Here is a 26,263-nt window from a genome sequence, read left to right on the forward strand (position 1 = left end):
CGGATCTACGGGGTGGCCGAGCGCTGAGCCCTGGCCCTGAGCTCGCGGGCGTGCGCCAGGAACGCCGTCAGTCCCACCTCGAACGCCCGGTCCGCCCGCCCTTCGCTGGACGCCGACAGGGCCTCGGCCAGCCGCGGGGTCGTCGCGGACGCCGTCAGTTCCCACATGGTCTCGGGCGCCGCGAGGTCGAGGGCCGAGCCGAGGACCAGGTTCTCCAGGGCCGTGAGCAGGGGCATCACCTCGGCCGGCGCGAAGCCCGCGTCGAGCAGCAGGGTCACCGCCCGCTCGTACTGCTCCAGCACCCGCGGCGCCCGCACGGGGGACGTCATCAGCAGTGGGATCGCCTTGGGGTGCGCGGCGAACGCGGCCCGGTAGGAGCGGGCCCAGGCCTCCAGGGCCGCGTCCCAGGGACGCAGATCGAGGGTCGCGGGGTCGATGACCGAGGCCACCCGCTCGCGCAGCAGCTCGACGATGCCGTCCCGGCCGTCCACATGGTGGTACACCGAGCCGGTCTGCGCGCCGAGCCGCTTGGCGACCTGCGGCACGCTGAAGTCGCCACGCTCGTCGACGATGTCCAGTGCCGTCGTGGCGATGCGCTCGCGGTCGAGGAGCGGTGTGCGCGGCCGTCCCATGGTCGGTGGTCCCCCTGAGGTCTTCCCGGATGCCGAGGTAGAGGCTACATTGCCAAAACCGAAAGGCTTTAGATTTACCGGCCCGGCCACCGGCTGCCCGCAGCGGCTCCCCGGTGCTCCGGCGGCGATCCCGCACGCCCGGATTCCCTCTTCATCCGCCGCTCGAAGGGCTTGCCCATGTCCGTCACCACCTCAGGGGAGCGCACCCCGCCCGCCACGGCGACCCTGCGCTCCGGCTCCCTCGGCACGGCCGACATCGCCTTCTTCGTCGTGTCCGCCGCCGCCCCGCTCACCGTCATGGCCGGAGTCGCCCCGCTCGCGATCCTGCTCGGCGGCGTCGGCGCCCCGGTCGGCTACCTGCTGGCCGGCCTCACCCTCGCCGTCTTCGCCGTCGGCTTCACCACCATGAGCCGCCACGTCCGGAGCGGCGGCGCCTTCTACGCGTACATCACCCGCGGCCTCGGCCGCCCCGTCGGCATCGGCGCCGCCCTGCTCGCCCTGGTCGGCTACAACGGCATGGAGACCGGTGTCTACGGCCTCCTCGGCAGCGCCACGCAGGACACCGCACGCGCCCTGTTCGGCGCGGACCTCCCCTGGCTGCCGATCTCGCTGGCGGGCCTGCTGCTCATCGGCTACGGCGGCTACCGCTCGATCGACTTCGGCGCCAAGGTCCTCGGCGTGCTGCTCGTGGCCGAGACCGGCATCCTCGTCCTCCTCGCGGGCGGGGTCCTGCTCAAGGGCGGCGCGCACGGCCTGTCCCTGACCTCCTTCGACCCCGGCAACGTCCTCGTCCCGGGCACCGCGGCCGTCCTCGCCTTCGCCTTCGCCGCGTTCACCGGCTTCGAGTCGACCGTCATCTACCGCCGTGAGGCCCGCGATCCGCAGCGCACGGTGCCCCGCGCGACCTACCTGGCGGTCGGATTCCTCGGCCTGTTCTACGCGTTCATCGTCTGGACCGTCATCCAGGCCTTCGGCGACGCCGGGATCGTCGCGGCCGCCGGGAAGAACCCGGCCGAGCTGTTCTTCGCCGCGATCACCACCTACGTCGGCGGCTGGGCGGCCGACCTGATGCACGTCTTCATCGTCACCAGCGTCCTCGCCTCGCTGCTCGCCTTCCACAACGCGATCAACCGGTACACCCTCGCCCTCGCCGAGGAGGGCGTGCTGCCCAAGGCCCTGGGCCGCATCCACCCGCGGCACGGCTCCCCGTACGTCGCCGGCCTCGCCCAGACGGCCCTCGGCGCGGTCGTCGTCCTCGCCTTCGCCGCGGCCGGCGCCGACCCGTACGGCCAGTTGCTGCTGTGGGTGAACACCCCCGGGATGATCGGTCTGTTCCTGCTCCAGCTGCTCGCCGCGATCGCCGTGCCCTGCTACTTCCGCCGCATACCCCACCGGGAGGGCGTGCTGCGGACGGTGATCGCGCCCGTCACGGCGGCCGTCCTGCTCGCCACGGCCATCGTCCTCGTCGTCGACCACATCGACCTGTTCACCGGGGCGAGCGCGACCGTCAACACCGTCCTGGTCGTCACGGCCCCGGCCGTGTTCGCCGTCGGCCTGGTCCTCGCGTGGTGGCTGCGCGCGCGACGCCCGGACGTCTACGCCGACTTCGCCGCCGAACCCGCCGAATAGCCGCACTTCTCAAGGGAGTTCACCGCATGCCGACCGCCGATCTGGTCCTCACCGGCGCCAAGGTCCGCACCCTCGACCCCGACCGCCCGTACGCCACCTCCGTCGCCGTGCGCGACGGGGTGATCTCGGCGGTCGGCGACGAGACGGACGTGCGCGACTGGCGCGGACCCGGCACCGAGGTCGTCCACCTGGACGGCGCGCACCTGGTGCCCGGCCTCGTGGACGCGCACAGCCACCCCGTGTGGGGCCTGGACATGGCGACCGGCACGGACCTGTCGGCGGTGACGGACCTGGCGGGTCTGCGCGCCGCCCTCGCCGGCGCCGAGCGCACCGACGGCTGGGTCCTCGGCTTCGGCCTCGACCACAACGCCTTCCAGGGCCGCCCCGTCGATCGCGACCTCATCGAGGACGTCCTGCCCGGCACCCCCGCCTTCCTGCGCCTCTACGACGGCCACTCCGCCCTGGCGACCGGCCCGGCCCTCGCGGCGGCGGGGGTGCGGGGCCCCCGGGACTTCGCCCAGCGCTCGGAGGTCGTCTGCGACCCCTCGGGCCGGCCCACCGGGCACCTCGTCGAGCACGCGGCGATGGACCTGGTGGCCGGGGTCGCGCCCCGGCCGTCGTACGCCGCCCGCCGGGCCCGCCTGGTGGAGCTGCTCTCGGCCATGGCCGCGACCGGTCTCACCGGGGCGCACGTCATGGACGCCGGCGACCCGGAGCTGATCGACTCCGTGGCACGCGAGACGGTGCTGCCGCTGCGCCTGCGGTTCGCGCCCTGGTGCATGCCGGGCGCCGACCGGGCCGCCCTGGACGAACTGGTCGCCGCACAGGGCCGGGGCGGACGCCACTGGCGGACCGGCGGGGTCAAGTTCTTCATGGACGGCACCGTCGAGGGCGGCACCGCCTGGCTGGAGCACGCCGACTGCCACGGCCAGGGCACCGAGGCGTTCTGGCCCGACCCGGAGGCGTACGCCGACGCCGTACGGCACCTGCACGCGGCCGGGGTGCGCACGGCCACGCACGCCATCGGGGACGCGGCCGTGCGGCACGTCCTGGACGTGGTGGAAGGGCTCGGGCCCGGCGGGCGCGGGGTTCACCGCATCGAGCACATCGAGACGGTGCCGGACGAGTTGCTGCCGCGCTTCGCGCGGCTGGGCGTGGCGGCGTCCATGCAGCCGCCGCACACCGCGTACACCCGCGCCGACGGCACCGACGAGTGGTCCCGGCGGCTGGGCTCCGGGCGGGCCGGCCGGGCCTGGCGCCTGCGGGACCTGCGGGACGCGGGCGCGGTGGTGGCCCTGGGCTCGGACTGGCCGATCGCGCACTACGACGCCCGCGCCGTGCTCGCCACGGCCCGCGCGCCCCGGGGCGCGGCGGCGGCGCGGGCCGGGCTGACGGGTCTGGAGGCGCTGGAGGGCTGCACCACCCACGCGGCGCTGGCGGCGGGGGAGGCGGACGTGGCCGGGCGGATCACCCCCGGCCACCGGGCCGACCTGACGGCGCTGGGCGTGGATCCGGTGGCCGCCCCGGCGGACGAGGTGACGGAGGCGCCGGTGCGACTGACGGTGACCGGGGGGCACGTCGTGTACCGGGGGGCGTGAGTCACCGGCGTCCGACTCGGCCTCGGGACACGGCAGGCGCCGGGCGGCGGGTCGGCCCCTGGGAGGCGGTCTAGCCCTGGGCCGCGGCTCAGACCCTGGTAGGCAGCAGCGGCCGCCCGGTCCCGCGTGCCCGCGCCGGTACTCGCTGCGGCAGTGCGTACGGCTGCCTGCCGTACCAGAGCGTCGCCACCGCGAACCCGAAGGCCAGGCACAGCATGCCGCCCACCGCGTCGAGCCAGAAGTGGTTGGCCGTGGCGACGATCACCACCAGCGTCAGCGCCGGGTACAGCAGGCCCAGCACCCGCACCCAGGGGATCGTCGCCAGGGCGAAGATCGTCAGGCCGCACCACAAGGACCAGCCGATGTGCATCGACGGCATCGCCGCGTACTGGTTCGACATGTGCTTCAGGTCGCCGGACGCCATCGACCCCCAGGTCTGGTGGACCATGACCGTGTCGATGAAGTCGCCGCCGTTCATCAGCCGCGGCGGCGCCAGCGGATACAGGTAGTAGCCGACCAGGGCGACGGCGGTCGTCGCGAACAGCACCAGCCGCGTGGCCGCGTAGCGGCCGGGATGGCGACGGTACAGCCACACGAGGACACCCAGCGTGACCACGAAGTGGAGCGTCGCGTAGTAGTAGTTCATGCCGACGATGAGCCAAGTCACCGAGTTCACGGCGTGGTTGACCGACACCTCGACGGCGATGCCCAGGTGGTGCTCGGCCTTCCAGATCCAGTCGGCGTTGCGCAGGGCCTCGGCCTTCTGCTCGGGCACGGCGTTGCGGACGAGCGAGTACGTCCAGTAACTCACCGCGATCAGCAGGATCTCGAACCAGAAGCGGGGTCGGCGCGGGGTGCGCAGCCGGCGCAGGGGACCCGGCCCCGTCTCGGCCGCGACGGGGTGCGGAAGGGCCGCTTCCCGGCCTTCCGGCGTCGTCACGGTCGTGTCAGCCATAGGCACAAAGTCTGCCAGAAAAGCCCTGTCCCACCGATCATCCTCCGGTCTGGTCCGAACCGCATGTTCTACGGCGGAACGACCCCGTCCCCTCCTACCGGCGCAGGGCACACGGGCGCGGTTCTCCACCCTGAGGACGAGACGGACGATTCAGGAGTGATCAGATGATTCAGGGACGTCCGCGATCCCCGCGGTCCCCGGGCGCCGAAGCGGTCGAACCGCGCACCACCAGTTCCGGCATGAACACGAACTCGCTGTGCGGCGCGGGCGTCCCGCCGATCTCCTCCAGCAGCGTGCGCACCGCCGCCTGGCCCATCGCCGGGACCGGCTTGCGGATCGTCGTCAGCGGAGGGTCGGTGAAGGCGATCAGCGGGGAGTCGTCGAAGCCGACCACGGAGATGTCCTTCGGGACCTCCAGGCCGCGCTGTCGCGCCGCCCGGATCGCGCCCAGCGCCATCATGTCGCTGGCGCACACCACGGCCGTGCAGTCCCGTTCGATCAGGGCGGTGGCGGCGGCCTGCCCGCCCTCCAGCGTGTAGAGGGAGTGCTGCACCAGCTCCGACTCGACGGCCTCGGCGCCCAGGCCCAACTGGTCCTGCATCGCCCGCACGAACCCCTCGATCTTGCGCTGCACGGGCACGAACCGCTTGGGCCCCAGGGCCAGCCCGATCCGCGTGTGCCCCAGGGACGCCAGGTGCGTGACCGCCAGGGTCATCGCCGCGCGGTCGTCGGGGGAGATGAACGGCGCCTGCACCTTCGGCGAGAAGCCGTCGACCAGTACGTAGGGCACGCCCTGCGCGCGCAGCCGGTCGTAGCGCTGCATGTCGGCGGTGGTGTCCGCGTGCAGCCCGGAGACGTAGATGATGCCGGCGACCCCGCGGTCCACGAGCATCTCGGTCAGCTCGTCCTCGGTCGAGCCGCCCGGGGTCTGGGTGGCCAGCACCGGCGTGTAGCCCTGCCGCGTCAGCGCCTGGCCGATGACCTGGGCCAGGGCCGGGAAGATCGGGTTCTCCAGCTCCGGGGTGATCAGGCCCACCAGGCCCTCGCTGCGCTGCCGCAGCCGCACCGGGCGTTCGTAGCCCAGCACGTCGAGGGCGGCCAGCACGGACTGGCGGGTGGTGGCGGCGACGCCCGGCTTCCCGTTGAGGACGCGGCTGACGGTCGCTTCGCTCACCCCCGCCTGCAAAGCGATGTCCGCAAGCCGTGTGGTCACAGCACTGGACTGTAGCGGCCGGACTTCTGCTTGCACACCGACGGGACGCCGGGTGCGGGCCGGCGCACGGCCCGCTGCGGGTTGCTTGGTCATCGCGGTCCCTTGAAGTCGTGTCGGCGTCCGCTCCGCAACGGATGATTCCCCCGGCGGCAACGGATGGCAAGTGCTTGCAGAGTCTTGCACAACTGTCCGACTCCCTGCCGAACAGCGGTAAATCAAGGCCTCAGGGCGATCGAGGGGAGGTCACGGCGGGATAACCATCCGCACCGCTTGCATCTTTTTGCTGCAAGGTCTTTCGCAAGTCGTTGAGGCGCGGCTAATCTCACCGACGCCCGGCCGCCAACGGCGCAGTCGGCAGCACAACGGGCTTCACCCTCAAGGAGAACTCATGCGGCGTGGCATAGCGGCCACCGCGCTGGTGGCGTCCCTCGCCCTGGCGGCGACGGCGTGCGGCGGAAGCGACAGCGGCGACGAGGCCGGCGGCCCGGTCACCATCACCTGGTGGGACACCTCCAACGCCACCAACGAGGCGCCGACGTACCAGGCCCTGGTCAAGGAGTTCGAGGCCGCCAACAAGGACATCAAGGTCAAGTACGTCAACGTCCCCTTCGACCAGGCGCAGAACAAGTTCGACACCGCCGCCGGTTCCAAGGGCGCCCCCGACGTGCTGCGCTCCGAGGTCGGCTGGACCCCCGCCTTCGCCAAGAAGGGCTTCTTCGCGCCGCTGGACGGCACCGAGGCCCTCGCCGAGCAGGACAAGTTCCAGCCCAGCCTGATCGAGCAGGCCAAATACGAGGGCAAGACCTACGGCGTCCCCTTCACCACGGACACCCTCGCCCTCGTCTACAACAAGGAACTGTTCGAGAAGGCCGGCGTCGAGGCGCCCAAGACCTGGGACGACCTGAAGAAGGCCGCCGCCACCATCAAGGACAAGACCGGCGTCGACGGCTACTGGGGCTCCACCCAGGCCTACTACGCCCAGTCCTTCCTCTACGGCGAGGGCACCGACACCGTCGACGTCGACGCCAAGAAGATCACCGTCACCTCGCCCGAGGCCAAGAAGGCCTACGGCACCTGGCAGAGCCTCTTCTCCGGCAAGGGCCTGCACAAGGCCGACACCACCGCCGACGCCTACGCCCACATCCAGGAGGCGTTCGTCAGCGGCAAGGTCGCCTCGATCATCCAGGGCCCGTGGGAGATCACGAACTTCTACAAGGGCTCGGCCTTCAAGGACAAGAACAACCTCGGCATCGCCACCGTCCCGGCCGGCTCCACCGGCAAGGCGGGCGCCCCGACCGGCGGCCACAACCTCTCGGTGTACGCGGGCTCGGACAAGGCCCACCAGGAGGCCTCGCTGAAGTTCGTGAAGTTCATGACCTCGGCCAAGGCCCAGGAGACCATCGCGCTGAAGAACTCCACGCTGCCCACGCGCGAGGACGCCTACACCGCCGAGGTCAAGGCCGACCCGGGCATCGCCGGCTACCAGGGCGTGCTGTCCTCCGCCCAGCCGCGCCCGGCCCTGCCCGAGTACAGCTCCCTGTGGGGCCCGCTGGACGACGAGCTGATCAAGATCGCGGGCGGCAAGGAGTCCCTGGACAAGGGCCTCGGCAACGCCGAGACCGCCATCGCCAAGCTGGTGCCGGACTACAGCAAGTGACCGCCGCGTGGCCGCCGGATCCCCCGGTCATGGGGGAGGGGATCCGGCGGCCACCGGTCTGCGCCCGCGGCCCGGGCAGCCCTCCTGAACTCCTTGAACTTCCAGAAGGTGTCGAACCATGACAGTCGCCATCGACCGAGCGACCGGCAAGCGGCGCGGTGAGCGGGCACCACGGCCCGGACCGGTGCAGCGGCTGAAGAACGGCTTCCACAAGCACTGGTACGCCTACGCGATGATCGCCCCGGTGGTGATCGTCCTCGGCGTCCTCGTGCTGTACCCACTGGGGTACGGCCTGTACCTCACCCTCACCGACGCCACCAGCCTCAACACCGCCCGCACGATCGGCGTCAACGAGATCGAGGCCACCTACAAGTTCATCGGCCTGGACAACTACGCCGACATCCTGTGGGGCCCGACGTCGTACGACCGCTTCTGGTCGCACTTTCTGTGGACGATCTTCTGGACGGCGGCCTGTGTCACCCTGCACTACGGCATCGGGCTCGGCCTCGCCCTGCTGCTCAACCAGAAGCTGCGCGGCCGCACCCTCTACCGCATGATCCTGGTGCTGCCCTGGGCGGTGCCCACCTTCGTCACTGTCTTCGGCTGGCGGTTCATGCTCGCCGACGGCGGCATCATCAACAGCGGCCTGGAGTTCCTGCACCTGCCGACGCCGTCGTGGCTGGAGGACACCTTCTGGCAGCGGTTCTCCGCGATCATGGTCAACACCTGGTGCGGCGTGCCGTTCATGATGGTCTCGCTCCTCGGTGGCCTGCAGTCGATCGACGCGAGCCTGTACGAGGCCTCCGAGATGGACGGCGCCAACGCCTGGCAGCGCTTCCGGTACGTCACCCTGCCCGGCCTCAGGTCCGTCAGCACCACGGTCGTCCTGCTCGGCGTCATCTGGACCTTCAACCAGTTCGCCATCATCTTCCTGTTGTTCGGCAACACCGCCCCCGACGCGCAGATCCTCGTGACCTGGGCCTACCAGCTGGGCTTCGGACAGCAGCCGCGCGACTACGCGCAGTCCGCCGCCTACGGGATCCTGCTGCTGTCGATCCTGATCGTCTTCACCTCCTTCTACCGCCGCTGGCTGAACCGCAACGAGCAGCAGCTCGCGATCTGAGGCAGGAGTCCGAAATGAGTACGACCACCGTCGAGAACTCCGCCCCGGCGACCGAGCGGCGCCCGGCGAACGCCCCCGCCCGGACGCGCCGGCGCGGTGGGCAGAGCCGCGCGGCCACCCTCGCCTCGCACGCCGTGCTGATCGTCGCGAGCCTGACCGCGCTCTTCCCGGTCGCCTGGCTGTTCTTCCTGTCCCTCGGACCGGACAAGGACGACTACCTCCACCCCGGGCGCATCTGGGGCAAGATGACGTTCGACAATTACGCGTTCGTCCTTCAGGACACCAGCTTCTTCGACTGGCTGAAGAGCACGCTGGTCGTGGTGCTGGGCACGACGCTCATCGGCGTCGTCGTCGCCGCGTCCACCGGCTACGCGGTCTCCCGCATGCGGTTCCCGGGCTACCGGAAGCTGATGTGGGTGCTGCTCGTCACCCAGATGTTCCCCATCGCGGTACTGATCGTGCCGATGTACCAGATCCTCTCGGATCTGCAGCTCATCGACAGCTACCTTGGTCTCATCCTTGTCAACTGCACCACGATCGTGCCGTACTGCGCCTGGCTGATGAAGGGCTATTTCGACACCATCCCGTTCGAGATCGACGAGGCCGGGCGCGTCGACGGGCTGACCCCCTTCGGCACGTTCGCGCGGCTCATCCTGCCGCTCGCCAAGCCGGGACTCGCGGTCGCCGCGTTCTACAGCTTCCTCACGGCCTTCGGTGAGGTCGCGTTCGCCTCGACGTTCCTGCTGAGCGACGACAAGTACACGTTCGCCGTCGGTCTGCAGACGTTCGTCAGCGAGCACGACGCGCAGCGGAACCTGATGGCCGCGACGGCCGTGCTGATCGCGATACCGGCCGCCGTCTTCTTCTACCTCGTGCAGAAGAACCTGGTGACCGGGTTGACCGCAGGCGGCACGAAGGGGTGACCGGTGCCCTCCGGGGCGCCGCCGAACGGCACGTCACAAGCCCGAGGCGGCCGCGGTGCCCATCCGACCCCGCTGTGCCGCGGCCGCCTCGTCACCACGACCCACGTCCCACATGACCACACCTCTGTTACGCATCAAGGACGACATGAGCCAGCACTCAGCTGCACCTGCCCCCACTCCCACGTCCGCCGTGGCCGCCGCCAAGCGCCGCGACTGGTGGCGGGACGCGGTGATCTACCAGGTGTACCCGCGCAGCTTCGCCGACAGCAACGGCGACGGCATGGGCGACCTGGAGGGTGTCCGCACCCGTCTGCCCTACCTGCGCGACCTCGGCGTGGACGCCGTGTGGCTCAGCCCCTTCTACGCCTCGCCGCAGGCCGACGCCGGCTACGACGTCGCCGACTACCGGGCCGTCGACCCCATGTTCGGCAACCTCCTGGACGCCGACGCGCTGATCCGTGACGCCCACCAGCTGGGCCTGAGGATCATCGTCGACCTCGTGCCCAACCACTCCTCGGACCAGCACGAGTGGTTCAAGCGGGCCGTCGCCGAGGGCCCGGGCTCGCCGCTGCGGGACCGCTACCACTTCCGCCCCGGCAAGGGGAAGAACGGCGAGCTCCCGCCCAACGACTGGGAGTCGATCTTCGGCGGCCCGGCCTGGACCCGCGTCCCGGACGGGGAGTGGTACCTGCACCTCTTCGCCCCCGAACAGCCGGACTTCAACTGGGAGCACCCGGCCGTCGGCGACGAGTTCCGCTCCATCCTGCGCTTCTGGCTCGACATGGGCGTCGACGGCTTCCGCATCGATGTCGCACACGGGCTGGTGAAGGCGGAGGGGCTGCCCGACCTTGGATCCCACGACCAGGTGAAGCTGCTGGGCAACGATGTCATGCCGTTCTTCGACCAGGACGGTGTGCACGAGATCTACCGGCAATGGCGGCTGATCCTCGACGAGTATGCGGGCGAGCGCATCTTCGTGGCCGAGGCGTGGACGCCGACCATCGAGCGGACCGCCAACTACGTCCGCCCGGACGAGCTGCACCAGGCCTTCAACTTCCAGTACCTCAGCACCCACTGGGACGCCGAGGAGATGCGTGAGGTCATCGACCGCACCCTGGAGGCCATGCGGCCGGTCGGTGCCCCCGCCACCTGGGTGCTGTCCAACCACGACGTGACCCGGCACGCCACCCGGTTCGCCAACCCGCCCGGTCTCGGCACCCAGATCCGGCTGGCCGGCGACCGGGAGCTGGGCCTGCGCAGGGCCCGGGCCGCGAGCCTGCTGATGCTGGCGCTGCCCGGCTCGGCCTACATCTACCAGGGCGAGGAGCTCGGTCTGCCCGACGTCGTGGACCTGCCCGACGAGGTGCGCCAGGACCCGGCGTACTTCCGGGGCGCGGGCCAGGACGGCTTCCGCGACGGCTGCCGGGTGCCGATCCCCTGGACCCGGACCGGGTCGTCGTACGGCTTCGGCGACGGGGGCAGCTGGCTGCCGCAGCCGGAGGGGTGGGGCGAGCTGAGCGTCGAGGCGCAGACCGGCGTGCCCGGCTCGACGCTGGAGCTGTACCGGGCCGCGCTCGCCGTGCGCCGGGAGCAGCCCGACCTCGGCGCCGGCGACTCCGTGGAGTGGCTGCGAGCGCCCGAGGGCGTGCTCGCCTTCCGGCGCGGGGAGTTCGTGTGCGTCGCGAACACCACCGGGGAGTCGGTGGCGATGCCGGCGTACGGCCGGGTGCTGGTCGCGAGCGGCGAGATCGTCCTGGTCGACGACGAGGCGAAGGTGCCCGGGGACACCACGGTGTGGTGGACCACCGCGACCGGCCCGGTCAGCGCCATCACCGCCTGATTTTCCTTTGAATTTCGTACGGCCCGCTGCCCTTTCGGGCGGCGGGCCTTTACTATCTGCGTCACCGCAAGGTTTCTGAACCTTGCAGCAAGAACCTTCAACGAAGAAGGAAACCCCACATGGCACGCAGACACCTCTCCGCCGCCGTCGTGCTCGCCGCGGCTGCGGTTGTCATGAACCCGACTAGTGCACAGGCCTCCCCACCTGGCACCAAGGACGTCACCGCCGTCCTCTTCGAGTGGAGGTTCGCCTCCGTGGCCCGCGAGTGCACCACCACGCTCGGCCCTGCGGGCTACGGCTACGTCCAGGTCTCCCCGCCCGCCGAGCACATACAGGGCCCGCAGTGGTGGACCTCGTACCAGCCGGTCAGCTACAAGATCGCCGGCCGGCTCGGGGACCGCGCGGCCTTCCAGAACATGGTGAACACCTGCCACGCGGCCGGTGTGAAGGTCGTCGTGGACACCGTCATCAACCACATGTCGGCGGGCAGCGGCACCGGCACCGGCGGCTCGTCGTACACCAAGTACGCCTACCCCGGCCTGTACTCGTCGTTCGACTTCGACGACTGCACGAGCCGGATCAGCAACTACCAGGACCGCTGGAACGTCCAGCGCTGCGAACTGGTCGGTCTCGCCGACCTCGACACCGGCGAGAACTACGTGCGCGGCGCCATCGCCGGGTACATGAACGACCTGCTCTCCCTCGGCGTCGACGGCTTCCGCATCGACGCGGCCAAGCACATGGACGCCGCCGACCTCGCCGACATCAAGTCCCGGCTGAGCAATCCGTCGGTGTACTGGAAGCAGGAGGTCATCCACGGCGCCGGCGAGGCCGTCCAGCCCACCGAGTACACCGGCAACGGCGACGTCCAGGAGTTCCGCTACGCCTACGACCTCAAGCGGGTCTTCACCAACGAGAACCTCGCCTACCTGAAGAACTACGGCGCGGGCTGGGGGTACATGAACAGCGGCGTCTCGGGCGTCTTCGTCGACAACCACGACACCGAGCGCAACGGCTCGACCCTCAGCTACAAGGACGGCGCCACCTACACCCTGGCCAACGTCTTCATGCTGGCCTGGCCCTACGGCGCCCCCGACATCAACTCCGGCTACGAGTTCACCGACCACGACGCCGGGCCTCCCAACGGCGGCCAGGTGAACGCCTGCTGGCAGGACGGCTGGAAGTGCCAGCACAACTGGCCGGAGATCAAGTCCATGGTCGCCTTCCGCAACGCCACCCGCGGCCAGGCGGTCACCAACTGGTGGGACAACGGCGGCGACGCCATCGCCTTCGGCCGGGGCGGCAAGGGCTTCGTGGCCATCAACCACGAGCCGGGTTCGCTGAGCCGTACGTATCAGACGTCGCTGCCTGCGGGGACGTACTGCGATGTGCAGAACAACAGGACCGTGACGGTGAACTCCAGCGGGCAGTTCACGGCCACCCTCGGCTCGAACACGGCTCTGGCGATCTACGCGGGCAAGTCCGGCTGCTAGACGCGGACACGCCCGTGCGCGGTGCGCGCGGCCCCGGACGCCACCTCGTGCGGCGGCCGGGGCCGCTGTGCCGGACCAACTCCACTGGTTGAAAGTTCTTTCCAGTCGTTTCAAGACTCTTGCTGTAAGGGTTTCGGCGGCGATACGGTCGCGCGGGGTCGGACCCGAGAGAGCCGCAAATCGCTAGGAGCCCATCTGTGATACCGAGATGGCCGGTGCCGTCCAGGTGCCGAACCGCCCGTGCCGGACGGGTAGCCGCGGTCACCGCCACCGCGCTGGCCGCCACACTCGTCCAGCCGCTCGCCGCCGGGGCGGCCACCCCGCCGGCACCGCCGTCCGATGCCGCGTTGGCCGCCCAGCCGGCCCGCCACGACGCCACCCGTGAGCAGTTCTACTTCGTCCTGCCGGACCGTTTCGCCAACGGCGACCCCCGCAACGACAAGGGCGGTCTGACCGGTTCGCGCCTCGCCACCGGCTACGACCCCACAGACAAGGGCTTCTACCAGGGCGGCGACCTCAAGGGCCTGACCAAGAGGCTCGACTACATCAAGGGCCTCGGCACCACCGCCCTGTGGATGGCCCCCATCTTCAAGAACCGGCCCGTGCAGGGCACCGGCGCGAACGCGTCGGCCGGCTACCACGGCTACTGGATCACCGACTTCACCCAGGTCGACCCGCACTTCGGCACCAACGAGGACCTCGAAACCCTCATCGACAAGGCCCACGCCAAGGGCATGAAGGTCTTCTTCGACGTCATCACCAACCACACGGCCGATGTCGTCGACTACGAGGAGAAGTCCTACGACTACCTCTCCAAGGGCGCCTTCCCGTACCTGACGAAGGACGGCGTGCCCTTCGACGACGCCGACTACGCGGACGGGCGGCGGGACTTCCCCGAGGTCGACCGTGACTCCTTCCCGCGCACGCCGGTGGTGACCAAGAAGAACAAGGTCCCCTCTTGGCTCAACGACCCGACGATGTATCACAACCGCGGCGACTCCACCTTCGCCGGCGAGAGCTCCACCCACGGCGACTTCTCCGGGCTCGACGACCTGTGGACCGAGCGGCCCGAGGTCGTCAGCGGCATGGAGAAGATCTACCAGCGCTGGGTGCGGGACTTCGACATCGACGGCTTCCGGATCGACACCGTGAAGCACGTCAACATGGAGTTCTGGACTCAGTGGGCCACCGCCCTCGACGCGTACGCGGCGAAGCGCGGCCGGGACGACTTCTTCATGTTCGGCGAGGTCTACTCGGCCGACACGGACGTCACCGCCCCGTACGTCACCGAGGGTCGGCTCGACGCCACTCTCGACTTCCCCTTCCAGGAGGCGGCCCGCCAGTACGCCTCCCAGGGCGGCAGCGCCCAGCGGCTCGCGGGTGTCTTCGGCGACGACTACAAGTACACGACCGGCAAGGCCAACGCCTACGAGCAGGTCACCTTCCTCGGCAACCACGACATGGGCCGCATCGGGTACTTCCTGAAGCAGGACAACCCGAAGGCCTCCGACGCCGAGCTGCTGAAGAAGGACCGGCTCGCCAACGAGCTGATGTTCCTCAGCCGCGGCAACCCCGTCGTCTACTACGGCGACGAGCAGGGTTTCGCCGGCGCGGGCGGTGACAAGGACGCCCGGCAGACCATGTTCGCCTCCCGCACCGCCGACTACCTCGACGACGACCGGATCGGCACCGACCGCACCCACGCCGAGGACGCCTACGACACGAGAGCACCGCTCTACCGGCAGATCAGCGCTCTCGCCCAGCTCCGCAAGGCCAACCCGGCCCTCACCGACGGCGTCCAGCAGCAGCGCTACGCGGCCGACGGCCCGGGCGTCTACGCCTTCTCCCGCACGGACGCGAAGACGGGCACCGAGTACGTCGTCGCCTTCAACAACGCCGCCGACGAGAAGACCGCGACCTTCGCGACCGGCTCGGCCGGCATGACCTTCCGCGGCCTCTACGGCACCGACGCCTCCGCGCGGAGCGACGGCGACAGGAAGCTCACCGTGACGGTCCCGGCCGGCTCGGCGATCGTCCTGAAGGCGGCGGGCAGGCTCCCGAAGCCCGCCACCCAACCGTCCCTGACCCTGAAGGCCCCCGAGGCCGGCGCGACCGGCACCGTCGAGGTCACCGCCGACGTCGACGGGGGACAGCTCAACCGGGTCGTGTTCGCCGCGCAGACCGGCAACGGCAAGTGGCGGGTCCTCGGCTCCGCCGACCATGCCCCCTACAAGGTCACCCACACCATCGGCAAGGACGTGCCGCCCGGCACGGCCCTGCGCTACAAGGCGGTCGTGGTCGACTCGGCCGGCCGCACCGCGAGCGCCCTGGCCGACTCCACCACCGGCACCCCGCCCGTCCAGGAGCCGCCCACCGCGTCCTCCCGCGACTACGCGATCGTCCACTACAAGCGGGCGGACGGGAACTACGCCGACTGGGGCCTGTACGCCTGGGGCGACCTCGCCGAGGGCGAGGCCACCGAGTGGCCCGACAGCCACCCCTTCACCGGCCGTGACGCCTACGGCGCCTTCGCCTGGGTCAAGCTCAAGCCCGGCGCCTCGAACGTCGGTTTCCTCGTCATCGACAAGGACGGCACCAAGGACGTCGCCACCGACCGCACGATCGACGTCACCAAGACCGGCGAGATCTGGATCGAGCAGGGCAAGGAGACCGTCACCACCGAGCGGCCCGCGTACCCGGCGCCCGACAAGAGCAAGGCCGTCCTGCACTACCACCGGGCCGACGGGAACTACGACGGCTGGGGCCTGCACGTCTGGACGGGCGCCGCGAACCCCACCGACTGGTCGAACCCCCTGAAGCCGGTCAAGACTGATTCCTATGGCGCAGTCTTCGAGGTGCCGCTCACCGAGGGTGCCACCAGCCTCAGCTACATCGTCCACAAGGGCGACGAGAAGGACCTGCCCACCGACCAGTCGCTCGACCTCAAGGCGAACGGCCACGAGGTGTGGCTGGTGAGCGGCCAGGAGAAGTACCTGCTCCCGCAGCCCGCGGGCAGTGCCGCCGCCCTCGACCTGACCACCTCCAAGGCGGTCTGGATCGACCGGAACACCGTCGCCTGGAACGGCTCCGACGCCGCCGCCTCCACCCAGCTGCTGTACTCCCGCGACGGCTCGATCAAGGTCGAGGACGGTGCCCTGACCGGTGACGCGAAGTGGCTGCGCCTGTCGAGGAGCGAGCTGACCGACGCCCAGAAGGAGAAGTTCCCGCACCTGAAGGAGTACGACGCCTGGACCGTCGACGCCCGTGACCGCGACCGGGTCCGCGAGGCCCTGCGCGGCCAGGTCGTCGCCACCCAGCGGGCCGCCAACGGAGCCGTGCTCGCGGCGACCGGCGTCCAGCTCGCCGGAGTCCTCGACGACCTGTACTCCGGCGCGACGAAGGCCGACCTCGGACCGACGTTCGCCGAGGGCCGCCCCACCCTGTCCGTGTGGGCACCCACCGCGCAGTCCGTGTCCCTGGAGATCGGCGACACCACCGTGCCGATGCGGCGCGACGACGCCACCGGCGTCTGGTCCGTCACCGGCCCCGCGTCCTGGAAGAACAAGCCCTACCGCTACGTCGTGAAGGTCTGGGCGCCCAGCGTCCGCGAGGTCGTCACCAACAAGGTCACCGACCCCTACGCCGTCGCCCTCACCGCCGACTCCGAGCGCGGCCTCGTCGTCGACCTGGACGACAGGGCCCTCAAGCCCGCCGGCTGGTCGACGTACACCAAGCCCAAGGCCGTACCACTCCGGGACGCCCAGATCCAGGAGCTGCACATCCGGGACTTCTCCGTCGAGGACCGCACGGCGAAGCACCCCGGCACCTACCTCGCCTTCACCGACAAGGCGAGCGACGGCAGCAAGCACCTTCGCGAGCTGGCGAAGGCGGGCACCTCGTACGTGCACCTGCTGCCCGCCTTCGACATCGCCACCATCCCCGAGCGCAGGGCCGACCAGGCCGAGGTCGACTGCGACCTCGCGTCCTACCCCGCCGACTCCCACAAGCAGCAGGAGTGCGTCGGGAAGATCGCCGCCAAGGACGCCTACAACTGGGGCTACGACCCGTACCACTACACGGTCCCCGAGGGCTCCTACGCCACCGACCCGGACGGCACGGCCCGCACGGTCGAGTTCCGCAGGATGGTCAAGGCCCTCAACGACGACGGGCTGCGGGTCGTCATGGACGTCGTCTACAACCACACCGCGGCCAGCGGCCAGGAGAGGACGAGCGTCCTCGACCGGATCGTGCCCGGCTACTACCAGCGGCTCCTCGCCGACGGCTCGGTCGCCAACAGCACCTGCTGCGCCAACACCGCCACCGAGAACGCCATGATGGGCAAGCTCGTCGTCGACTCGGTCGTCACCTGGGCCAGGCAGTACAAGGTCGACGGCTTCCGCTTCGACCTCATGGGCCACCATCCGAAGGCCAACATCCTGGCCGTGCGCAAGGCCCTGGACGAGCTGACCCCCGCCAAGGACGGCGTCGACGGCAAGAAGATCATCCTGTACGGCGAGGGCTGGAACTTCGGCGAGGTCGCCGACGACGCCCGGTTCGTGCAGGCCACGCAGAAGAACATGGCCGGCACCGGCATCGCCACCTTCTCCGACCGGGCCCGTGACGCCGTGCGCGGCGGCGGCCCCTTCGACGAGGACCCCGGCGTCCAGGGCTTCGCGTCCGGCCTGTACAACGAGCCCAACTCCTCCGAGAACAACGGCACTCCCGCCGAGCAGAAGGCCCGTCTGCTGCACTACCAGGACCTGATCAAGGTGGGTCTGTCCGGCAACCTGAGTGCCTTCACCTTCACCGACACCAGCGGCAGGGAGGTCAAGGGCTCCGACGTCGACTACAACGGCTCACCCGCCGGATACGCGGACGCCCCCGGCGACGCCCTCGCCTACGCCGACGCGCACGACAACGAGTCCCTGTTCGACGCGCTCGCCTTCAAGCTGCCCGCTGCGGTGAGCGCCTCCGACCGGGCCCGGATGCAGGTCCTCGCCATGGCGACCGCCACCCTCTCCCAGGGCCCGGCCCTCTCGCAGGCGGGCACCGACCTGCTCCGCTCCAAGTCCCTGGACCGCAACTCCTACGACAGCGGCGACTGGTTCAACGCCGTCCACTGGGACTGCCGGGACGGCAACGGCTTCGGCCGCGGGCTGCCCATGGCGGCCGACAACGCCGACAAGTGGCCCTACGCCAAGCCCCTGCTGAGCGGGATCAGGGTGGGCTGCGAGCAGATCGAGGGGGCTTCGGCCGCCTACCGCGACCTGCTGCGGATCCGCAGCACCGAGAAGGACTTCTCCCTCGGCACGGCCGAGCAGGTGCAGTCCCGGCTCTCCTTCCCGCTGTCCGGCAAGGACGAGACACCCGGCGTGATCACCATGCGCCTCGGCGACCTCGTCGTCGTCTTCAACGCCACCCCGCAGCGGCAGGAGCAGCGCGTGCCCGCACTCGCCGGGGCCGGCTACCGGCTGCACCCGGTGCAGGCGGCGGGGGCGGACCCTACCGTCAAGTCCTCCTCCTACGCGGCGGAATCGGGCACGTTCGCCGTTCCGGGGCGCACGGTCGCCGTCTTCACCCGGGCCGCCGGATAGCCGCACTACGTTGGGTGGGACAGGCCGTGTCCGCGGTCTGCCCCACCCCCCTGTCACGCCCCTGAGGGGCTGTTCGAGATGGACGGCAACGGCACGCAGCAGACCACCGTGCTGGTCGTGGACGACGTCGCGGCCAGCCGGTACGCCATGGGCGCGGTGCTGACCCGGGCCGGCCACCGGGTCGTGCCGGTCGCCAGCGGCGGCGAGGCCCTGGTCGAACTCGACGTCCGGCTGCGGGACGGCACCCTGCCCGACGTGGCCCTCGTCGACGTGGGCCTGCCCGACATGAGCGGCTTCGAACTGTGCCGCCGGCTCCGCGCCCGGCCGCCCATGGCCGCGCTGCCCGTCGTGCACTTCTCCGCCGCCGCGACCTCCCCCGGCGACCGGTGCCGGGGGCTGGACGCGGGCGGGGACGCCTATCTGACCGTGCCCGCCGAGCCGCAGGAGATCCAGGCCGTCGTCCGCGCCGCCGTGCGCGGGGCGCGCCGCACCACGGGCACCGAGACCGCCGTCCACCGGCTGACGCTGCTGTCCGAGGCGATCATCACCGTGCAGGCGGCGCGCTGCCCGCGGGAACTCGCCGCCGCGGCCGCCGACGGCACCGCACGCCTGACCGACTCGCCCGCCGTGGTGTTCGTGACCGGCCCGGACGGGGAGCCGTACCGGGCCGCCGCCCGGGGCCGTCTCGCGCCGGCCGACAGCGAGGCGCACCAGGCGGCGGCCCGGCTCGTCACCCGGCTCGCGGACGGCCGTACCGGCGTGCATACCACCGTCGTCCCCGCGCCGCTGTGGCCGGCCGGGACATTCCGACCGGGCGTCGAGGAGGACGCCCGGCTCACCGTGGCGACGGCCCAGGACGGCCGTACGGCGGTGTGCCTGGCCACGCCCGTACGGCGTACGGCGATCACGGATCCCGCGGACGACGGGCTGCTCGCCCGGCTCGCCCAGGCCAGCGCGCTCGCCGCCGAACCACTGCTGCTCTACCAGGTGGAGCGGCACGTGGCCCTCACCCTCCAGCACAGCTTCCTGCCCCAGCCGCGCAAGCTGCCGCACGTGCCCGGCGTCGACATCGTCGTCCGCTATGTGCCCGCCTCCCGCCAGACCGAGATCGGCGGCGACTTCTACGCCGCCCTGCGCACCGGCGACGGGGTCCTCACCGCGGTCGGGGACGTCGTCGGGCACTCGCTGGACGCGGCCACCGTCATGGTCGAGATCCGGCACGCGCTGCGCGCCTACTGCGTGGACGAGAGCGACCCGGTCGTGCTGGCCGAGCGGCTCGACCGGATGCTCCAGCGCTACCACCCCGACATCACGGCCACCGTGTGCCTGGCCCTGGTCGACCCCGGCAGCGGCCGGGTGCGGATCGCCAACGCCGGGCACATCCCCCCGCTGGTCCTGCGCGAAGGGGGCGGCGCCCAGTACGTCGACGCCTGCGGGCCGCTGCTCGGGCTGGGCCTGGAACGGCCCCCGGCGACCGTGCACCACCTGACCCCCACCGACCGTCTGCTCCTGGTCACCGACGGCCTCATCGAAACCCGCGGCACCCCGCTCGCGACCTCCCTGGAGCAACTCCGCGCGGCCGCCGCCGACGCCCCCACCGGCCTGGACGCCCTCTGCGACGTGCTCCTGGGCTGCTTCGGCCACGACCGCGAGGACGACATCGCCCTGCTGGCCCTGCGACTAGGGTGAGCCCCTGGACCTAGAACAGGAGTGCTGATGCCGCAGATCACCGTCGACTATTCCGCCGACCTCGCGGACGACTTCGACCGGCCCGGGTTCGCGAAGGCGCTGCACGAGGCGACGGTCGAGATCGCGGCCGCCCGGCAGCCCGGGTGCAAGACGCGGTTCCGCCCGACCGAGGACATCGTCGTCGGCCCCGAAACCGAGGGGCACGCCCATGTGCACGTCCACATCGCCCTGCTCCCCGGGCGCACCGACGAGACCAAGGCCCGGCTCACCGAGGCCGCCCTGGAACTGCTGCGGACGCACCTGAAGGCCGCCGAGGGGGTCGTGCTGCACGCCTCCGCCGAGGTGCGCGAACTGGACGCCTCCTACCGGAAGTTCGAGAGCTGAGCGGCCTCAGCTCGCCAGGGCCACCAGCCGGCCGGCCAGGTCCGCGAACGGGCCGTCGGCCGGCTCGTCCTCGACCATGCGGCGCAGCAGGGCCGCCAGCTGCTCGTCGTAGGCGGCGCTGACGGCGACCAGCGCGGCGAAGTCGTTGACGAGCTGCGCCTCCAGCTCGGCACGCGGGATGCGCCGGCCGTCCAGCCAGATCAGCGCCGTCGACTCGGCGAGCGAGATCCAGGAACGGACGACCAGTTCGAGGCGCGCGGGCGGATCGGTCACGCCCAGGTGCGAAAGGATCTGGACATACGCGGCCTGCCGTACGGAGTCGACGAGCGCGTTGGTCGTCGACGAGCCCACGGCCGGGCCGCCGCGCATCAGGGCCGAGAAACCGGGCCCGTGCTCGTCCACGAAATCGAAGTAGCGGCGCATCACGCGCAGCAGCCGGGCCCCCAGCGGACCTTCGTGCGGCTCCACGAACCGGGCCGCGAGATCGTCCGAGGCCCGCTGCAACGCCGCCTCGTACAGGCTGAGTTTGCCGGGGAAGTAGTGGTAGACCAACGGGCGTGAGATGCCCGCGGCCGACGCTATCTCGTCGATGGAGACCTCGTCGGGCGAGCGGCGGCTGAACAGTTCGAGGGCGACGCCGATCAACTGCTGCCGCCGCTCCTCGACTCCCATTCTGCGGCGAACCCCGATAGTCATGCGAACACCTTACCGATCGATTCCGGCCTCGAACGGTCCGGAGTGATCGCGGGTGTTCGCCGGGGTTTCCCGGGCGAGCGCGAGAACCGCCGGTCAGCGCAGCCCGCCGACCGAACGCCCGTCCTCCAGGGTGCCCTTCAGCTCCGCCTGGGCGCCCTGCTCGGCCGGCACGGTCAGCAGACTGCTCTGCGCCGTTCCGTCGACCCCGCCCGTCGCCCGGATCGAGGTCGTCTCCCGGCTGCCGGCGGCCAGCAGATACCAGTCGCCCGCCTCCGACTTCCACAGCACCCCGGCCAGCACGTGCGGGTCACGCGCCCCGCACGCCGCGACGTTCTCGGCCTTCGCCGCCACCGCCCCGTACTTCCCGCCCGGCGTGTGGAACTGCGCCAGCACCCGCGCCCCGCCGCCCCGCCAGGTGTCGGCCCGCGTGCACACCCACGCCGCCGAGCCGCTCGCGTCGGGCAGCGGCTGCTCGTTGAACGCCCAGGCGTTGACGGTCCGCACACCGGCGGAGCGCACCGTGCCCAGCGAGCAGGCGAACGGCTGCCAGACGCGCAGCGCCTCGGCGCCGGAGGCCTCGCCCGGGGAGCCGGGCCGGCCGGCCGTGAGCCGGGCCGGGACGAGTTCGCCGAGGTCGGTCAGCAGCCGGGTCCTGCTGCCGTCGGTCACCTGCAGAACGTTCCACGAGGTGCAGGGGCCGGACCGCAGGGCCGGGCTGGCCAGCGGCGCCGTCACCCCGTCGGTCAGGGCGAGGTCCATCGCGCCGGAGCCCGGCTTCATCAGATCCCGCTCGCCCGCCTTCGTCACCCAAGGGGCCGTCAGATAACGGGCGTTGCCGTCGGCCCGGCTCAGGACGACCGCGCCCGCCTCGGCCCGGCCGGCCCCGTCGACCCGGGCGAAGTCCAGGGCTGCGCCCTGCGTGCCGTCCTTCGGCTCGGCGTACCGGGCGATCCGCAGACCGTCGTAGAGGATCACCACGCGTGCGGCGTCGACCGTCCCCGCGTAGAGCAGCTGGGGCGGTCCCGCCGGGCCGCCGGACGGGGTGCCGGGCGTCACCGAGACCTGGACCGTCTCGCCGGGGCGGGCCCAGACGGCGAGGGCGCGGCGCAGCAGGGCCCTGTCGCCGGTGAGGTCGCCGCGGGCCGGCCACACGGAGAAGTCGGTGCGCGCCGAGCCGCGCCACGCCGTAGGGGGGACCCGGGTCAGCTTCGTCGGGTCCAGGGCGGCCTGGGCCGAAGGGTTCCGCGCGTACGGGGGAGCGGCGGCCCCCTCGGGGCCCCAGCCCTCGCCGGGCAGCCCGAGCAGCGCCCCGCACACCAGCAGGGCCGCACCGGCCGCCAGCGCGGCCTTCAGGTGCTGGCGGCGGCGCATCAGGTCGGTGGGGCGGGCCTGCAGCGAGCAGGGGTCGAACTCGGGGGAGTCGAGCAGCCCGTACTGGGCGGGGATCCCGTCGGCCTCCAGCAGCGCACCCTCCGCGTCGGCGACGCCCGCGGCCGTGAGGACCTCGCGCACGTCGTCGTCCGCCAGCCGCTCGATGCCGCGCAGCGCGTACACGGCCCGGGCCGGGCCGGACAGCGTGGACAACCGCTGGTCCAGGGCGAGTTCGTCGGCGCCGCCCGAGCGCGGGAAGAGCTTCAGGCCCCACACCTGCGGCAGCACCGGCGGCAGCTGGGACCTCTTGGGCCACGCCTTGCGCCTCAGCGGCAGCCCGGCCTCCAGCGCCGTGCGCAGCACCTGGAGACGGACCAGGGCGTAGCCCGGGTCGCCGTCCCGGCCGGTGGACTGGGCCGGGATCACCGGGGCCGGGGTGCGGTTGCGGGGGAGGGCGCGCTGGGTCAGGGCGTGTGCGGTCACCACGCGCCTGCTGCGGCCCAGGCCCGGTGGCAGCACCAGGTAGGCCAGCCGGACGAGCCGCGGGTAGTGCTCGACGAGCGCGGCCTCGGCCTGCTCGACGTCGACGACCGGGCCGGCGGGGGCGCGGGGTGCGGGGCGCTGGGCGACATCCTGTGACTGCACGTTCAGCAGAACGAGCGAATCGCTGGATGGTCACCTGACCGCGGAGCGTCAGGCTCCCGGCCGCTCCTCGGGCTCCACCAGCAGCCGGGCGTAGTTCGCCATCGACCGCTGGTAGCGCGGCAGGTGCGGGGCCAGGGCGCCCAGTGCCAGCGCCAGCCCCTCGCGGTCACGGCCCAGGCTGGACAGACAGAGCGCGAGACAGGCGCGCACGGCGTCGTCCAGCTCGTCGGACGGGGCGTCCAGTTCGGCTTCGAGGAGCTTGACGCCCTCCTCCGCCCGGCCGATGTTCCGCAGCGAGCTGGCCAGCTGGACCTTCGTCCGGCGGGCCTTGTACGGGCTGACGTCCGAGAGCCCCCGGGCCAGCGCCTCCCGGTACAGCGGGACCGCCTTGTCCGAGTGGCCCGTGGAGTCCCAGGCACAGGCCTGCTCGAACGGGCCCAGCGGGCTCCCCTCCGGCAGCTCGGCGACGAGGGCGTCGACATCGGCGCGGAAGCGGGCCTCGTCCTCCGCGGTCTCGGCGTAGTCGTCGAACCGGCCCCACAGGGCGGTGACGCGATCTTCCCAGTCCTGGTTCACCGCCCCACCCTCGCACGGGAGTGCCCACGGAGGCAGCGGAATTTTGAGCAGCTCGGGCCCCGTGGCCGTATCGAAGGCGAGAGCCTGTTGCCAGGGCTCCGTGCGGCATGCGTCCGGACCGTGCCGTGACAAGGACCGGAGGAACAGATGAGGGTGACCCGACCGATGCTCGCGCTGAGCGGCGCGGTGGCGATACTGGCGCTGGCCGGCTGCGGATCCGGCGGCAAGGACGAGGCGGCCGTTCCGGAGGCGGTGACCGGCAGCCTGGAACACATCGCGGCCGAGGCCAAGTGCAAGCCGAACATGCAGACCGACGCCGACACCATCCGCCAGGCCATCTGCAAGAAGGGCAAGGAGAAGTACGTCCTCGCCACCTTCGCCACCGACCGCGGCCAGCGCGAGTGGCTGAACAGCGCCAAGGATTACGGCGGCTACTACCTGGTCGGCCGCAAGTGGGTCGCCGTCGGCCAGGAGAAGACGGTCACGGCGCTGCAGGGCACGCTCGGCGGGACCATGGAAGAGGGCTCCGAGCACATGAACCCCGGTGGCAGCCACAACAGCGGCAACCACCACGGCTGACCGCGCGGAGCCCGGCAAGCGAAAGCCGGCGGTGGGAATTCCCACCGCCGGCTTCCTACTGTGTGAGGACTACTGGCAGTCCTCGCCGTTGTTGATGCACTGGACCATCTCGTTCATCACGTTCTCGTCGAAGAAGTTGATGAAGTCGTTGTGGTCGGTGATCGGCTTGTGCAGCTGCTCCGGGAAGGAGTCCACCGCGAAGGCGTTCTGCACCTGCCCGTTGTTGATCTGCGGCGCCGGGACGTCGTAGACCAGGCGGACCTGGAGCTGGGGGATGGCCTGGAAGCCGTTCGAGCAGCTGCCGTCCGCCTCCACGAAGTCCACGTGGGTGCGGTGGTTGGCGCTGTCGATGTTCTGGCCGTCCCAGCAGCTCTGGAAGTTGGACGTCCGCACCACGCTGCTGCCCTCGGGGCAGAGCGGGTACTTGTCCGTCACCTGACGGTCCTCGAAGCCGGTGCAGCTCCAGGAGGTGTTGGCGTTGTTCAGGCCGTTGGTGAAGGACTTGGCGTCACCGGTGATGATGCGCAGGGCCTTCGGCATCGCGACGACGTCGCTGGTGCGGTTGCCGACGAACTTCAGCTGCGCCTCGGCCGGCTCGACGATCTTGCCGACGTTGCCGTCCTGGCCACCGCCCGGCTGACCCTGGTCGATGTCCTGCGAGCCGTCCTGGATGCGCAGGACCGGCCAGAAGTACGAGGACTTGTCGCCCTGGTTCTGGCAGGACGTCTCGGCGTTCGCCAGGTCCTCGTCGCTCGCGAAGGCGTTGTTGCTCTGGTTGCCGACGTAGTCGTGCTGGTGCTGCGCGCCGTTGGACACGCCGGGCGCCACGATCACGTTGTCGGAGTTGCGGTTCTCGTTCTCGTTGGTGCCGCAGTTCGTGGTGAACGAGCCCGTGGAACCACCGTCGCCGTTCGCGGCGAGGCCGTTGGGCAGGTTGCGGGAGTTCGGCTGGACGTCCTCGATGTTGATGAAGTCCGCCGCCGCGGGGCCGTTGCCGGCCTGGCCGCCGTTGCCGCCCTGGCCCTGGTCCTGGCCGTTGTCCTGGCCCTGGTCCTGACCGCCGTCGTTGTTCTGGCCGCCGTCGTTCTGCCCGTCGTTGTTCTGGCCGCCTCCGGCCTGGCCGTCGTTGGTGTTCGCGTCGGCGGCCATGCCCTTGCACTCGGCGAGCTGCTCGAGGTTGGCCGGGGCCTGTCCGCCCACCCGCCGGATGTTGATCCCGATCCGGTCGAGGGCCGCGACCCGCTTCGACTTCAGCGGGCCGAGGATGGCGTTGTTGACGAAGCCCGAGTCACCGGCCTGGGCCTGGCGCGTGGAGGCGAGCCGGGTGTAGGCCTCGCTGATCTGCTTGTCGAGGTTCGCCAGCTCCTTGTCCACCCCCTGGCGAGCACCGTCCGGCACATCGGTCAGTTTCTGTCCGACGTCGGGGCACTGGATCGTGGCGATCTGCGCGCCCGCGGACTTCGTCTGGTTCGCCGAGTTCTCCTCATGCGCCGAGGCATAGAAGTTTGCCCAGATCAGCCCGCCCCCACCGAGCGCTAGGGCCGCCGATGCGGCTATGGCCTTGGTGGCCAGCGGCGTACGGCGTTTTCTTGTGTTGCGTCCCATGGAACTCCTCTGACTTCCTTTTTCGGGGGCATCGAGGCGCCCGACAGGAGTGAAGCGGCTC

General features: G+C 71.0%; 18 protein-coding genes. 11 read left to right on the forward strand and 7 right to left on the reverse strand.

Features of this window, described 5'->3' with window-relative positions; genetic code table 11:
• Positions 1 to 5: 5 nt before the first annotated feature.
• Positions 6 to 632 carry a TetR/AcrR family transcriptional regulator gene (locus ACSUPV_RS29280; RefSeq protein ID WP_031113955.1) on the reverse strand — a complete coding sequence of 209 codons (627 nt, stop codon included), beginning with the start codon at positions 630 to 632 and terminating at the stop codon, positions 6 to 8.
• A 177-nt stretch (positions 633 to 809) separates the two neighbouring features.
• Here ACSUPV_RS29280 and ACSUPV_RS29285 point away from each other — a divergent pair, with 177 nt between their 5' ends.
• Together ACSUPV_RS29285 and ACSUPV_RS29290 are read left to right on the forward strand one after the other, a co-directional pair.
• Positions 810 to 2,261: an APC family permease gene (locus tag ACSUPV_RS29285; RefSeq protein ID WP_436948874.1), complete on the forward strand. Its 1,452-nt coding sequence runs from the start codon at positions 810 to 812 to the stop codon at positions 2,259 to 2,261.
• 26 nt (positions 2,262 to 2,287) lie between these two features.
• Positions 2,288 to 3,859 carry an amidohydrolase gene (locus tag ACSUPV_RS29290; RefSeq protein ID WP_436948875.1) on the forward strand — a complete coding sequence of 524 codons (1,572 nt, stop codon included), beginning with the start codon at positions 2,288 to 2,290 and terminating at the stop codon, positions 3,857 to 3,859.
• 88 nt (positions 3,860 to 3,947) lie between these two features.
• On the opposite strand, the gene ACSUPV_RS29295 is transcribed toward ACSUPV_RS29290, so the two are convergent.
• On the reverse strand, positions 3,948 to 4,814 hold the full coding sequence (locus ACSUPV_RS29295; RefSeq protein ID WP_037865625.1) for a phosphatase PAP2 family protein: 867 nt from the start codon (positions 4,812 to 4,814) through the stop codon (positions 3,948 to 3,950).
• 169 nt (positions 4,815 to 4,983) lie between these two features.
• On the reverse strand, positions 4,984 to 6,027 hold the full coding sequence (locus ACSUPV_RS29300) for a LacI family DNA-binding transcriptional regulator (protein WP_031113962.1): 1,044 nt from the start codon (positions 6,025 to 6,027) through the stop codon (positions 4,984 to 4,986).
• A gap of 388 nt (positions 6,028 to 6,415) precedes the next feature.
• Between ACSUPV_RS29300 and ACSUPV_RS29305 the strand changes: the two genes are divergently transcribed.
• The 8 genes from ACSUPV_RS29305 (at position 6,416) to ACSUPV_RS29340 (ending at position 20,730) form a co-directional block, all read left to right on the forward strand.
• Complete coding sequence (locus ACSUPV_RS29305; RefSeq protein WP_037763177.1) at positions 6,416 to 7,684, forward strand: extracellular solute-binding protein; 1,269 nt, start codon at positions 6,416 to 6,418, stop codon at positions 7,682 to 7,684.
• A gap of 118 nt (positions 7,685 to 7,802) precedes the next feature.
• Complete coding sequence (locus ACSUPV_RS29310) at positions 7,803 to 8,807, forward strand: carbohydrate ABC transporter permease (protein WP_037763180.1); 1,005 nt, start codon at positions 7,803 to 7,805, stop codon at positions 8,805 to 8,807.
• 14 nt (positions 8,808 to 8,821) lie between these two features.
• Complete coding sequence (locus tag ACSUPV_RS29315) at positions 8,822 to 9,730, forward strand: sugar ABC transporter permease (protein WP_031113966.1); 909 nt, start codon at positions 8,822 to 8,824, stop codon at positions 9,728 to 9,730.
• Between the two features lie 112 nt (positions 9,731 to 9,842).
• Positions 9,843 to 11,570: a glycoside hydrolase family 13 protein gene (locus tag ACSUPV_RS29320; RefSeq protein WP_382611297.1), complete on the forward strand. Its 1,728-nt coding sequence runs from the start codon at positions 9,843 to 9,845 to the stop codon at positions 11,568 to 11,570.
• A 119-nt stretch (positions 11,571 to 11,689) separates the two neighbouring features.
• On the forward strand, positions 11,690 to 13,063 hold the full coding sequence (locus tag ACSUPV_RS29325) for an alpha-amylase (RefSeq protein WP_436948876.1): 1,374 nt from the start codon (positions 11,690 to 11,692) through the stop codon (positions 13,061 to 13,063).
• Between the two features lie 197 nt (positions 13,064 to 13,260).
• Positions 13,261 to 18,657 carry a pullulanase-type alpha-1,6-glucosidase gene (gene pulA, locus ACSUPV_RS29330; protein ID WP_436948877.1) on the forward strand — a complete coding sequence of 1,799 codons (5,397 nt, stop codon included), beginning with the start codon at positions 13,261 to 13,263 and terminating at the stop codon, positions 18,655 to 18,657.
• A gap of 78 nt (positions 18,658 to 18,735) precedes the next feature.
• On the forward strand, positions 18,736 to 20,346 hold the full coding sequence (locus ACSUPV_RS29335) for a SpoIIE family protein phosphatase (protein ID WP_436948878.1): 1,611 nt from the start codon (positions 18,736 to 18,738) through the stop codon (positions 20,344 to 20,346).
• Between the two features lie 27 nt (positions 20,347 to 20,373).
• Positions 20,374 to 20,730 carry a 5-carboxymethyl-2-hydroxymuconate Delta-isomerase gene (locus ACSUPV_RS29340; RefSeq protein WP_031113973.1) on the forward strand — a complete coding sequence of 119 codons (357 nt, stop codon included), beginning with the start codon at positions 20,374 to 20,376 and terminating at the stop codon, positions 20,728 to 20,730.
• A 6-nt stretch (positions 20,731 to 20,736) separates the two neighbouring features.
• On the opposite strand, the gene ACSUPV_RS29345 is transcribed toward ACSUPV_RS29340, so the two are convergent.
• From ACSUPV_RS29345 to ACSUPV_RS29355, 3 genes are all read right to left on the reverse strand, one after another.
• Positions 20,737 to 21,426: a TetR/AcrR family transcriptional regulator gene (locus tag ACSUPV_RS29345; RefSeq protein WP_359790617.1), complete on the reverse strand. Its 690-nt coding sequence runs from the start codon at positions 21,424 to 21,426 to the stop codon at positions 20,737 to 20,739.
• A 93-nt stretch (positions 21,427 to 21,519) separates the two neighbouring features.
• Positions 21,520 to 23,442 carry a hypothetical protein gene (locus ACSUPV_RS29350; protein ID WP_436948879.1) on the reverse strand — a complete coding sequence of 641 codons (1,923 nt, stop codon included), beginning with the start codon at positions 23,440 to 23,442 and terminating at the stop codon, positions 21,520 to 21,522.
• 48 nt (positions 23,443 to 23,490) lie between these two features.
• Positions 23,491 to 24,018: a tetratricopeptide repeat protein gene (locus ACSUPV_RS29355; protein ID WP_031113976.1), complete on the reverse strand. Its 528-nt coding sequence runs from the start codon at positions 24,016 to 24,018 to the stop codon at positions 23,491 to 23,493.
• Between the two features lie 147 nt (positions 24,019 to 24,165).
• Here ACSUPV_RS29355 and ACSUPV_RS29360 point away from each other — a divergent pair, with 147 nt between their 5' ends.
• Positions 24,166 to 24,597, forward strand: coding sequence for a hypothetical protein (locus ACSUPV_RS29360; RefSeq protein ID WP_031113977.1), 432 nt, complete (start codon positions 24,166 to 24,168; stop codon positions 24,595 to 24,597).
• Between the two features lie 69 nt (positions 24,598 to 24,666).
• Here the strand turns inward: ACSUPV_RS29360 and ACSUPV_RS29365 are convergent, their stop codons facing one another.
• On the reverse strand, positions 24,667 to 26,202 hold the full coding sequence (locus ACSUPV_RS29365) for a DUF1996 domain-containing protein (protein ID WP_436948880.1): 1,536 nt from the start codon (positions 26,200 to 26,202) through the stop codon (positions 24,667 to 24,669).
• Positions 26,203 to 26,263 lie beyond the last annotated feature (61 nt).

The organism is Streptomyces sp. SudanB52_2052, from assembly GCF_964272415.1.
Lineage (GTDB): Bacteria > Actinomycetota > Actinomycetes > Streptomycetales > Streptomycetaceae > Streptomyces > Streptomyces olindensis.

Excerpts from the sequence above, each read along its gene's own strand:
- ACSUPV_RS29325 (WP_436948876.1), top strand. The coding sequence starts at position 11,690 with ATGGCACGCAGACACCTCTCCGCCGCCGTCGTGCTCGCCGCGGCTGCG.
- ACSUPV_RS29335 (WP_436948878.1), top strand. The coding sequence starts at position 18,736 with ATGGACGGCAACGGCACGCAGCAGACCACCGTGCTGGTCGTGGACGAC.
- ACSUPV_RS29280 (WP_031113955.1), bottom strand. The coding sequence starts at position 632 with ATGGGACGGCCGCGCACACCGCTCCTCGACCGCGAGCGCATCGCCACG.
- ACSUPV_RS29310 (WP_037763180.1), top strand. The coding sequence starts at position 7,803 with ATGACAGTCGCCATCGACCGAGCGACCGGCAAGCGGCGCGGTGAGCGG.
- ACSUPV_RS29340 (WP_031113973.1), top strand. The coding sequence starts at position 20,374 with ATGCCGCAGATCACCGTCGACTATTCCGCCGACCTCGCGGACGACTTC.
- ACSUPV_RS29285 (WP_436948874.1), top strand. The coding sequence starts at position 810 with ATGTCCGTCACCACCTCAGGGGAGCGCACCCCGCCCGCCACGGCGACC.
- ACSUPV_RS29295 (WP_037865625.1), bottom strand. The coding sequence starts at position 4,814 with ATGGCTGACACGACCGTGACGACGCCGGAAGGCCGGGAAGCGGCCCTT.
- ACSUPV_RS29290 (WP_436948875.1), top strand. The coding sequence starts at position 2,288 with ATGCCGACCGCCGATCTGGTCCTCACCGGCGCCAAGGTCCGCACCCTC.
- ACSUPV_RS29320 (WP_382611297.1), top strand. The coding sequence starts at position 9,843 with ATGACCACACCTCTGTTACGCATCAAGGACGACATGAGCCAGCACTCA.
- ACSUPV_RS29360 (WP_031113977.1), top strand. The coding sequence starts at position 24,166 with ATGAGGGTGACCCGACCGATGCTCGCGCTGAGCGGCGCGGTGGCGATA.
- ACSUPV_RS29315 (WP_031113966.1), top strand. The coding sequence starts at position 8,822 with ATGAGTACGACCACCGTCGAGAACTCCGCCCCGGCGACCGAGCGGCGC.
- ACSUPV_RS29345 (WP_359790617.1), bottom strand. The coding sequence starts at position 21,426 with ATGACTATCGGGGTTCGCCGCAGAATGGGAGTCGAGGAGCGGCGGCAG.
- ACSUPV_RS29305 (WP_037763177.1), top strand. The coding sequence starts at position 6,416 with ATGCGGCGTGGCATAGCGGCCACCGCGCTGGTGGCGTCCCTCGCCCTG.
- ACSUPV_RS29365 (WP_436948880.1), bottom strand. The coding sequence starts at position 26,202 with ATGGGACGCAACACAAGAAAACGCCGTACGCCGCTGGCCACCAAGGCC.